Raw genomic sequence first — 10,039 nt, forward strand, 5'->3', positions numbered from 1 at the left:
CTTCGTTCCCGGCCTGGGCTACAACCGCAACGAGTTCCTCATCATGCTCATCGTCGGCGTGGTGTTCTTCGGTGTCTTCACCCTGGTCGCCGGCCCCCTCGCCGAGCGCTTCGGCCGTCGCAGGATGCTCAGCTGGGTGACCGCGGGCATCGTGGTCTTCGGCCTGCTGTTCGTCCCGCTCTCCGGCGGCGGCTTCGTCGGGGTGATGGCCTGGCTCATCCTGGGCTTCTCGCTCATGGGACTGACCTTCGGGCCGATGGGGGCGGAGCTGCCGGAGCTGTTCGCGACCAACGTGCGATACACCGGGTCGGGCATCAGCTACAACGTGTCGAGCATCATCGGGGCGGCGGTCGCCCCCTACATCGCGGTCGCCCTGTGGACGGCGGCGCACGGCAGCACCGTGTGGGTCGGCGTCTACCTCGCCGTCGCGGCGGTGATCACGTTCATCGCGCTGCGGCTGAGCGCCGAGACCCGCGACAGCGACTTCGCGACCATCGTCGAATAGCCGAAGAGGTCGGCGCCCGCCCCGCCGCGTCTCCCCGACCCCTTCCCCGCTCCCGCGACTCGCGGCATCCCGCTCCCCGCAGGGCCCGGGCTCGGACCCGGGGCTATGACCTTTGGTTTTGTGGTGTCACGTCAGCATGACGTCATGCTGACGTGACAGGACGAAAAAGAGAATGAGGGCAGTTGTCGGGACAAGAGCGGGACGAGGCCGGGCGGCGATCAGCGGGCCGCGTCGTACCACCGGGCCAGGCGGTGCAGCCCCTCGTCGAGGGTGACCGCGGGCGTCCAGCGCAGGTCCTCCCTGGTGCGACGCTGGTCGAACCAGTGCGCCGTCGACAGCTGCTCGGCGAGGAACCGGGTCATCGGCGGCTCATCGACACCGGGACGGATGCGCCACAAGGCCTCGACCGCCGACCCCGCCGCCTTCGCCAGCCCGGCAGGGACGCCCCACCGCGGCGCGGGCACGCCCGCGGCGGCGCAGATCCCCGCGATCAGCTCGGCCACCGGACGCGGCTCGCCGTTGCTGATCACGTAGCTTCCGCCGTGGACGCGGTCGACCTGGGCGAGGGCGGCCGCGATCCCGGATGCCGCGTTGTCGATGTAGGTCGTGTCGATGAGCGCGGCACCGCTGCCGATCCTGGGCAGGCGCCCCCGGCGCGCCCGTTCGACGATGCGTGCGACGAGCTGCGTGTCGCCCGGCCCCCAGACGAGGTGCGGGCGGACCGCCACCACGCGGAACGTCGACGTGTCGGCCGCGAGCGCAAGCAGTTCCGCCTCGGCCTTCGTGCGGGCGTAGTCGCCCCGGGCGAGCAGCGGATCGGCCGGGCGGGCGTCATCGCCGACGATGGATGTCCCGGCATGGGCGACCGAGGGAGAGGACACGTAGACGAGACGCGGCGTCCCGGCATCCGTCGCCGCGGCGAGCAGGGAACGCGTCCCCTCGACGTTCACCGCACGGAACTGCCAGGGGGCGCCGGCCAACGAGACCTTGGCGGCGAGGTGGACGATCGCTTCCATCCCCTCGACGGCACGGGCGACGGCGGGACCATCGGTCATCGAGCCGAGCGCATCCGTCGCGCCGGGAATCCCGGAGGGCCGCCGCTGGAAGGTCCGCACGTCGTGACCGGCCGCGAGGATCTCCGCCGCGACGGCGCCGCCGAGCAGTCCGCTCGCTCCGGTCACCAGCACCCTCATGGGGCGGTCATCCTGCCGCCGGCGAGCACGCCGGACGCCCACAGGGCGAGCCTCGAGCGATCGATCTTGGAGTTGTGTCGCACGTCCGTCGGCAGTCCGGGGACCACGAGCACGGCGGCGAGAGGTCGCCCGACGGCCGTCCTCACCCGGGCGGCGAGCTTCGGATGCGCGAGTCCCGGACGACGGAGCGAGGTCATCTCGACGATCGCGACGAGCTGCTGATCGCCGCGCGGGCCGATTCCCACCACCGCGGAGCGACCGGCCTCCTCGACCAGTTCCTCGATGGCCTGTTCCAGACCGACCGGGGTCACCACACCGGTCGCGGTCACCATCACGTGAGGCATCCGGCCCTCGACCCAGAGCCGCCCCGCCTCGTCGAGGTGCCCGACGTCTCCCGTGCGATGCCAGCGTTCACCGGGGACCCCTCCCCGTCGGGAGGCGCGATCGGTGAGCCACAGCCGGTCGTACCCGTTCTCCACGTGCGGGGCGGAGACGACTATCTCTCCGACGAGACCGGGCGCCTCGGACAGCTCCCCCGTCGCCTCGCCCGCCCCGTCGAGGGCGCTGATGCGCACACGGGTGGTCGCGGCTGGCCGGCCGACACAGATCCCGCTCTCTCGCGAGCGGACCTCCCGCACCTCGCCGAGCTCGATGTCCGTCATCAGCAGTCCCTCGGTCATGCCGTAGGGGGTATGCGCCGTCGCGTTCGGCATGAGTCGGGCGGCCGCCGCGAGCAGCCTCTCCGAGACCGGCGCCCCCGCCGAGAGGAAGGTCTCCACTCCCGCGAGCGCCGTCCGGTCATCCGCGCTCAGGTCGCCGGAGGTCGCGATCACGTTGGCGACGGCGGCCGGCGAGAGGAACACCACGGTGCCGTCGACCGCACGCGCGGCGGCTGCGACGGCCGCCGCGGTGAGCGTCCGCGGGGAGGTGACGTTCATGTCGGGGGTCGCCGAGCGGGCACCGAGCGCGGGGCCGAGCAGGGCGAACGGCGCGAACCCGGCGACCAGGCCGGTGCCCAGCCCGACGCCGTACTGGGCGGAGAGCGCGTCCCGCACCGCCTCCAGCTGGGCGTGGGTGTAGACGACGCCCTTCGCCGGGCCGGTGGAGCCGGAGGTGAACAGCACGGCGGCGACGGCCTCGGGGGCGGGAGCGGGAGGCAGCAGTTCGTCGGCGCCGAGCTCGACGAGGTCGGCGAGGGCATAGGAGACCTCGAGCGCCGTGGCGACGACGGGCAGGTACCGCGCCGTCGAGATCTTCTGCCCCGGCCAGCCGAGCGCCCTGGCCGCGGCGAGTCCGGCTGGTGCGCCGATGACGTGATCCGGCCAGGCGCCCCGGACCGCCCTGGTGAGCCCCCTGAGCCCGAGCCCGGCATCCGCGACCACGACGACCGCTCCGATCCGCAGGCAGGCGTAGAGCACGGCGGTCAGGTCGGCGCCGGGCTGCACGAGCAGCGAGACCCGGTCGCCCGGCTTGACCCCGATCCGGTCGAGGCCCGAGGCGAGCTGACGGACCCGCCGGCCCAGCAGCCGCCATCCGACGGTGCGCGGCACGGAGGAACCGGGCGGCGCCATGTCGACCAGGGCGGTGTCCGGGCTGTCGGCCAGCTCGTCCAGGTACTTCCAGAGGCGCCCGGACGTGGGCGCCGACGGCGCGAGCGTCACCGGCGGTGGCGTCGAGAAACGGTCGCCCAGCCAGGTGAGCACGGCGGAGGAGTAGTCGACGTCCTCGGTCAGCAGGTGCCCGGCGCCCTCGAAGCGGTTCACGTCCGCCCGGGGAAGGCGGTCGAGCAGGTCGTTGAGGTAGCGGTCGCTGAAGATCGGGTCGCGCGGGCCCCACAGCGCGAGCGCGGGGACGTCGAGCGACCGCATCCCCTCCGCGATGCGGTCGAGCTCCCCGGCGCTCTCGTGGCGGGCATCCACCGGGATGTCGGCGACGAACACGCCGATGCCCCCTCGGCGGGCGGCGCCGAGGTACGGGGCCCGGTAGCCGGCCTTGACCCTCGGGGGGAGGGAGGGATGACCGAGGGCCAGCGTCGTCTCCAGGAAGCCCGGCGTCGACACGGTGGCGGCCCCCAGTAGCGGACGCTGGAGAGCGAGGCGCAGCGGGGCAGGGATGCGGGACTCCTCCGGCTGGTGCACGGCGGTGTTGAGCAGGATGACCCCGGCGAGGAGGCCGGGATGGTCAACGGCCCAGCCGAGCGAGATCACGCCGCCCCAGTCGTGGCCGAGGGTGACGACGGGCCCGTCGAGGGTGAGTGTCTCGGTCAGGTCGCCCAGGTCCTCGACCCGGCGCCGGAGGGTGCGGGCGAAGCCGGTGCGCTCCGAGAAGCCCATCTCCAGCTGATCGACGGCGATGACCCGCCAGGCGGGCCGACCCGCGGCCGCGGCATCCGTCGCCGCCGACACGAGGCGCCGCCAGAGGAACGACCAGGTCGGGTTGCCGTGCACACAGAGGATCGTGCCGACCGGGGTCGCGCCGACCTCGGCGAGCCTGGCAGCGTTGTCGAGCAGGTGCCAGGTGCCGCCGCCCGGGACCCGGACGAGCCGCGAGAAGCGGGCATCCATTCCCTCGAGACCCGCGGGAGGCAGCGAGGCCGGGGCGGTGGCGAGCGCGGCGCGCGGCAGGCGCCGGTTCGGCCGGCCGTCTCTCACCAGGCCAGCTCCATCATCGCCGTGTTGAGACCGGAGCCGACGCCCATGATGAGCACCCTGCTGCCCTTGACGAGGGAGGCCGCCTCGGCGGCGAGGGTGATCGGGATCGACGCCGGGCCGACGTTGCCGAGTTGGGGATAGGTTCGCGGCACGCGGGAGCCGTCGATGCTGGCGGCCTTCACGATGGCGTTGGTGTGCACGGCGGAGACCTGATGCATGATGTAGCGGTCCATGGAGGCCCAGTTCCAGTCCCGCTTGGCCTCCTTCCAGGCGGAGACGACGAGCTCCATGCCGCCCTTGAGCAGCGCCTTGGCGTCGGTGAACATCCCGTCGACGCTGCCCACGCAGAGCTCGTTGAACTCGGTGGCGGCGCGGGTGACGCCGCCGAGGATGCGGTGGCCCTCCGGATGCGCATCGGCCGGGCCGAGCACGGCCGCGGCGGCCCCTGAGCCGAGCGTGAGGCTGGCGAACTCGCTCATGAAGTCCTTGCGGCCGATGAGCCCGTTGCTGAGCCGGGCGATCGTGTTGACCTGGATCTCGTCGGCGTCCTCACCGTCGATGATCACCGCGTACTTGATCTGACCGGAGTCGATGAGCTGAGCGGCGAGGGTCATGCCATTGACGAAGCCGAGGCAGGCGTTGGCGATGTCGAAGTTGATCGCCGAGGACGGCAGGCCGAGACCGTGATGGATGCGCACGGCGACGGACGGTTCGAGGTGTTTGCGGGTCACCGAGGTGTTGATCAGCAGCCCCACCTCCCCCGGCTCGATGCCCGCCTCGGCGAGGGCGCGCCGCCCGGCCGAGATGGCGGCGTCATCGAAGGTCTCGCCCTCCGCCCAGTTGCGACGTTCGAGGACGCCGGCGACGCGCTGGAGCAGCCCCTTCGGCAGTCGGAGCCGCTTGAGCACGGGGCCCAGCTGATGGTCTATCTCCTCCGAGGTGGTGACCCGGGATGCCATCGTGCTGGCAACCGAGAGCAGTGCGACATTTCGGTGGGTGGTCGTCGCGTTTCCGTCCAACGGAGCTTCCTATCAAATTGTGATCAAGGCATAAAGGGCAAGCCTCTATTCTCTCCCAGGAAATTGTCCGGTTGCCGTATGCGCCGAAACGCCGCCGCGATCCCGCCGCGACATCCCGTCCCGGCAGCGTCTGCTCGTGTCCTGCGGCCGTCGCGGCGGGAGAAAGGTCTTCGCGGCGGGAGGCGGGTCTCTCGCCACGACCCGATTTCCCCGCCGCGGCACGCCACAACTCCCGCCGCGAGGCACTGTGTCCCGTCGCGAGCAGTCGTAACTCCCGCCGCGAGCACGAGGTCGAGGCGACCGCGGCCCCTAGTCGAGGAAGAGCGCCCGCAGCCGCCTGGTGGTGAAGATGAGCCCGACCACGATCATGACGACGTAGTAGAGCACGTGCCAGAGCATGGCCGGGCCGAGCGCGCCCGTGGTCAGGCCGCGAACCAGCTCGACGCCGTGCCACAGCGGCAGCGCCTCGACGATCCACTGGATCGGTGCCGGGTACACGCTGAGCGGGTAGAAGGTCGCCGAGAAGAGGAACATCGGCAGCAGCAGGAAGTTGATCCAGTCCATCTGCTGGAAGGTCTTCATGTAGCTGGTCACCGCCATCCCGATGCTCGCGAAGCCGAAGGCGATGAGCAGCACGGCGGGCAGTGCAAGCAGGGCCGTCCAGGCCAGGTTGAGCCCCATGACCTGCATGACGATCATGAACCCGATGGCGTAGAGCGCACCGCGCAGCAGCGCGAGCAGGATCTCGCCCAGTGCGACGTCGAGCGGCCCCAGCGAGGTGGTGAGCATCCCCTCGTAGAGCTTGGCGTACTGCATCTTGAAGAAGACGTTCCAGGTGGAGTCGTAGATCGCGCCGTTCATCGCCGAGACGGCGAGCAGCGCCGGCGCGATAAAGGCGGCGTATGGCACCTGCTGGCCGGTGCTCGTCTCCACCGTCCCGACGAGCGCGCCGAGGCCGAGCCCCATCGACAGCAGATAGAAGACCGGCTCGAAGAAGCCGCTGAGCACCACCCAGTAGTTGGTGCTCTTGGTGGCGAGCAGGCCACGGCTCACCACGGAGCGGGCGTTGCCGGCGTAGAGCGCACCGATGCCGCCGGAGCGGGCCGTCGGACGCGTCGGCGCGAAGGTCGGGGTCGAGGTCACTTGTTCAGCCTCCTCGTGACGACGCGCTGCGTGGCCCTCCAGCCGTAGAGGCAGAGCAGCAGCGGGTAGACGATGTGCACGGCCGTGAGCCAGCCCGGTTCGGCCGCCCCGTAGCTCAGCACCCGTCCGAGCTGCGTGCCGTGCCAGAGCGGCGAGATCCAGCCGATCCACTGCAGGTAGATCGGCATCTGCGAGAGGGAGAAGAAAGTTCCGGAGAACAGGAACATCGGCGTGATCCCGAACCGCATGATCATCGCCATCTGACCCTTGTCCTCCTCGATCCGCGAGGTGTAGACGCTGATCACGAGTCCGACGGAGAGACCGGTGAAGGTCGCCACGAGGATGTCGAGGGCGCCCCAGGGCGACGGGACCGCCCCGAAGAGCAGCATGACGACAAAATAGACGACGCTGGTCGGGAGGATGCGCACGATGACCCCGATGAACATTCCGTTGACGATCTGGTTGCCGGTGATCGGCGCGGCGTTCATCGCGAAGAAGATGGGATTCCACTTGAATCCCATCATGAACGGATAGGTGGTCTCCTCCGCCGCCACGGTCACCGCGGCCGTCGCGAGCAGCGCGGGGGCGACGAAGGCGAGGTAGCTCACACCGTTGTAGCCGCCGGCCCCGACGTTCTTGTCGACGAGGCTGGCGAGCCCGACGCCGAGGGCGAACAGGTAGACCACCGGGTTGCCGATGCTCGTGGCGACGAGCGTTCCGAGGTAGGAGCGCATGCTCCGGATGCGATGCTCCGCGACGTACCAGGAGCCGTACCGCCGCGGACGCACCCCGCCGTCGAGGGCACGGGCGGCATCCGTCGTCGTGTCGACCGAGGTCATTCGACCAGGCTCCGGCCGGTCAGCCGCAGGAAGACATCCTCGAGGCTGGAGCGGCGCACGAGGCTCGTGATCGGCTCGAGACCCCTCCTGGTGATCTCCGCCATGGCCTCCTCGCCGTCCTCGCTGTAGACGAGGATACGGTCGGGCAGCACCTCGACACGCTCCCCGATGCCGACGAGCTGCTCGGCGACGGCGGCGTTGCGCCCCGACCCGAACCGCACCTCGAGCACCTCCCTGGTCGAGTACTCCCTGATCAGCCCGGCGGGCGATCCCTCCGCCATGATGGTGCCCTTGTCGACCACGACGATGCGATCGCACAGCTGCTCGGCCTCGTCCATGTAGTGCGTCGTGAGCACCAGTGTCGTGCCCTGCTCCTTCAGGCGGAACAGCCGGTCCCAGAGGATGTGCCGAGCCTGCGGATCGAGGCCGGTGGTCGGCTCGTCGAGCAGCAGGATGCGCGGATCGTTCATGAGGGACCGGGCGATGGTGAGCCGCCGCTTCATCCCGCCGGAGAGGTCGTCCACCTTGGCCTTCGCCCGGTCGGACAGCTGAGCGAACTCGAGCAGCTCGTCCGCCCTGCGGGCGCAGTCGCGGCGGGGGATGCCGAAGTAGCGGCCGTAGACGATGAGGTTCTCCCGGACTCGCAGCTCCTGATCGAGGTTGTCCGCCTGGGGAACGACCCCCAGCTGCGACCGCACCTCCGGCCCGTGATCGTCCGGATCGAGGCCGAGGATGCTCAGCGTGCCGCTCGTGCGTGTGGAGACGGCTCCGACCATCCGCATCGTCGTCGACTTCCCGGCGCCGTTCGGTCCGAGCAGACCGAACGACTCGCCGGGGGCCACCTCGAAGGAGAGTCCGTCCACGGCGGCGAAGTCGCCATACCTCTTGGTCAGGTGGCTGGCGGCGACGACGGGGGCTGGCATGAAAACCACCCTAACGAAGACCGCCGACGCGGCGCATCCGCTCAACGCCCTTCATGCCGTCAGCGAACTGCGCACCGAGCTCGACCGCTACGAGGCTACGCTCGTGCGCAGGGCACGCAACCTCGGGATGGGCTGGCAGATGATCGCCACCGACCGGTCGCACCGCGAAAGACTGAAGGAACCATGAGCACCAGCACGCAGACCCCGCGCTCCCGTTCGCCGTTCGGCAGAGGAAAGAAGGACGACGGCCCCCGCGCCAGCTTCCGCCAGCTGCTGCCCTACCTCTTCGAGCACAAGAAGATCCTCGGTGTGGTGGTCGTGCTCAGCCTGCTCGGCGCCGGCGCCTCCCTGGCGCAGCCGCTCCTGGTCAGCCAGGTGATCGCCTTCGTCCAGAAGGGCCAGACCCTGGGGGTGCTCGTCTGGCTGCTGGTCGGCCTCGTCGTCCTGTCCGGCCTGCTCGGGGGCTTCCAGCACTACCTGCTGCAGCGCACCGGCACGAGCGTCGTCCTCTCGGCGCGGCGTCAGTTGGTCCGGCGGATGCTCCGCCTCCCGATCAGCGAGTTCGACACCCGCCGCACGGGCGACCTGGTCTCCCGGGTCGGCTCGGACACCACGCTGCTCTACGCCGTCATCACCCAGGGGCTCGTGGACGCGATCGGTGGCGCGTTCCTCTTCCTCGGCGCCCTCATCGCCATGCTCGTCATCGACCCCGTGCTGCTCGGGCTCACCCTGCTCGTCATCGCGGCATCCGTCGTCGGCGTCGTCTCGCTCTCGAGCCGGGTGCGCACCGCGAGCCGCATGCAACAGGAGAAGGTGGGCGATCTCGCCGCGAGCGTCGAGCGGGCGATCGGGGCCATCCGCACGGTGCGCTCCTCCGGCGCCACCGGCCGGGAGACGGCCGCGATCGAGAAGGATGCCGAGGGCGCCTGGCAGATGGGGGTCAGGGTCGCCAAGGTCTCCGCGCTCGTCGTGCCCATCGCCAACATCGCCCTGCAGGCCTCGATGCTCGTCGTCCTCGGGGTGGGCGGCTTCCGGGTCGCCGCGGGTGACCTGACCGTCGCGAACCTGGTGGCATTCATCCTGTTCCTGTTCATGATGGTCATGCCGCTCGGCCAGGCCTTCGGCGCCGTGACCTCCGTCAACCAGGCGCTCGGCGCCCTCGGACGCATCCAGGAGATCATCTCGCTGCCGAGCGAGGACCAGTTCGATGCGGCCATCGAGCCGGTCGCGCCCGTCACGACGGAGGCCGCGATCAGCTTCGAGGACGTGGAGTTCTCCTACCCGGACTCGGCCGTCGAGCACGAGGCGCCCGAGGATCGCACCGTTCTGCACGGGATCTCCTTCCAGGCGCAGCGCGGCCAGCGGACCGCCCTGGTCGGGCCATCTGGGGCGGGCAAGAGCACGATCCTCGCGCTCATCGAGCGCTTCTACGACCCGGCCGTGGGCGTCGTGCGGGTCGGCGGGGTGGACATCCGCGGGCTCGACCGGGCGGAGCTGCGCGCCCAGATCGGCTACGTCGAGCAGGATGCCCCCGTGCTCGCCGGATCCCTCCGGGACAACCTCACCCTCGGGGCGCCGGATGCGACGGACGAGCAGTGCATCCGGGTGCTGCACGACGTGAACCTGACCGAGGTGCTCGAGCGCAACGAGCTCGGGCTCTCCGCCCCCGTCGGGGAGGATGGCATCATGCTCTCTGGCGGGGAACGTCAGCGCCTCGCGATCGCGCGCACCCTGCTGGCGGCTCCGCCCATCCTCCTGCTCGACGA

The 10,039-nt window shown here is 70.5% G+C and carries 9 protein-coding genes; 3 read left to right on the plus strand and 6 right to left on the minus strand.

Annotated elements, in window-relative coordinates; translation table 11 throughout:
- Positions 1–505, plus strand: a 505-nt coding sequence (locus tag VGC18_RS15355) for an MFS transporter (RefSeq protein WP_331098976.1), incomplete at its 5' end; no start/stop codon positions are given.
- A 218-nt stretch (positions 506–723) separates the two neighbouring features.
- On the opposite strand, the gene VGC18_RS15360 is transcribed toward VGC18_RS15355, so the two are convergent.
- The 6 genes from VGC18_RS15360 to VGC18_RS15385 form a co-directional block, all read right to left on the minus strand.
- Entirely contained in the window at positions 724–1,698 is a 975-nt protein-coding gene (locus tag VGC18_RS15360; RefSeq protein WP_331098978.1) for an NAD-dependent epimerase/dehydratase family protein, read from the minus strand.
- Positions 1,695–4,262 carry an alpha/beta fold hydrolase gene (locus VGC18_RS15365; RefSeq protein WP_331098993.1) on the minus strand — a complete coding sequence of 856 codons (2,568 nt, stop codon included), beginning with the start codon at positions 4,260–4,262 and terminating at the stop codon, positions 1,695–1,697. The genes VGC18_RS15360 and VGC18_RS15365 overlap by 4 nt, the downstream gene beginning before the upstream one ends.
- 83 nt (positions 4,263–4,345) lie before the next feature.
- Positions 4,346–5,368, minus strand: a complete 1,023-nt coding sequence (locus VGC18_RS15370; protein ID WP_331098980.1) for a 3-oxoacyl-ACP synthase III — start codon at positions 5,366–5,368, stop codon at positions 4,346–4,348.
- 309 nt (positions 5,369–5,677) lie between these two features.
- On the minus strand, positions 5,678–6,511 hold the full coding sequence (locus VGC18_RS15375) for an ABC transporter permease (protein WP_331098982.1): 834 nt from the start codon (positions 6,509–6,511) through the stop codon (positions 5,678–5,680).
- Positions 6,508–7,350, minus strand: coding sequence for an ABC transporter permease (locus tag VGC18_RS15380; RefSeq protein WP_331098984.1), 843 nt, complete (start codon positions 7,348–7,350; stop codon positions 6,508–6,510). The genes VGC18_RS15375 and VGC18_RS15380 overlap by 4 nt, the downstream gene beginning before the upstream one ends.
- Positions 7,347–8,273: an ABC transporter ATP-binding protein gene (locus tag VGC18_RS15385; protein ID WP_331098986.1), complete on the minus strand. Its 927-nt coding sequence runs from the start codon at positions 8,271–8,273 to the stop codon at positions 7,347–7,349. Before VGC18_RS15385 ends, VGC18_RS15380 begins: the two co-directional genes overlap by 4 nt.
- Between VGC18_RS15385 and VGC18_RS15390 the strand changes: the two genes are divergently transcribed.
- Positions 8,272–8,460 carry an AsnC family protein gene (locus VGC18_RS15390; RefSeq protein WP_331098988.1) on the plus strand — a complete coding sequence of 63 codons (189 nt, stop codon included), beginning with the start codon at positions 8,272–8,274 and terminating at the stop codon, positions 8,458–8,460. The two genes, VGC18_RS15385 and VGC18_RS15390, sit on opposite strands and share 2 nt — an antisense overlap.
- Positions 8,457–10,039, plus strand: a 1,583-nt coding sequence (locus VGC18_RS15395; protein WP_331098991.1) for an ABC transporter ATP-binding protein, incomplete at its 3' end; no start/stop codon positions are given. The genes VGC18_RS15390 and VGC18_RS15395, both read left to right, overlap by 4 nt.

The organism is Lacisediminihabitans sp. (assembly GCF_036404185.1).
Classification (GTDB): domain Bacteria; phylum Actinomycetota; class Actinomycetes; order Actinomycetales; family Microbacteriaceae; genus Lacisediminihabitans.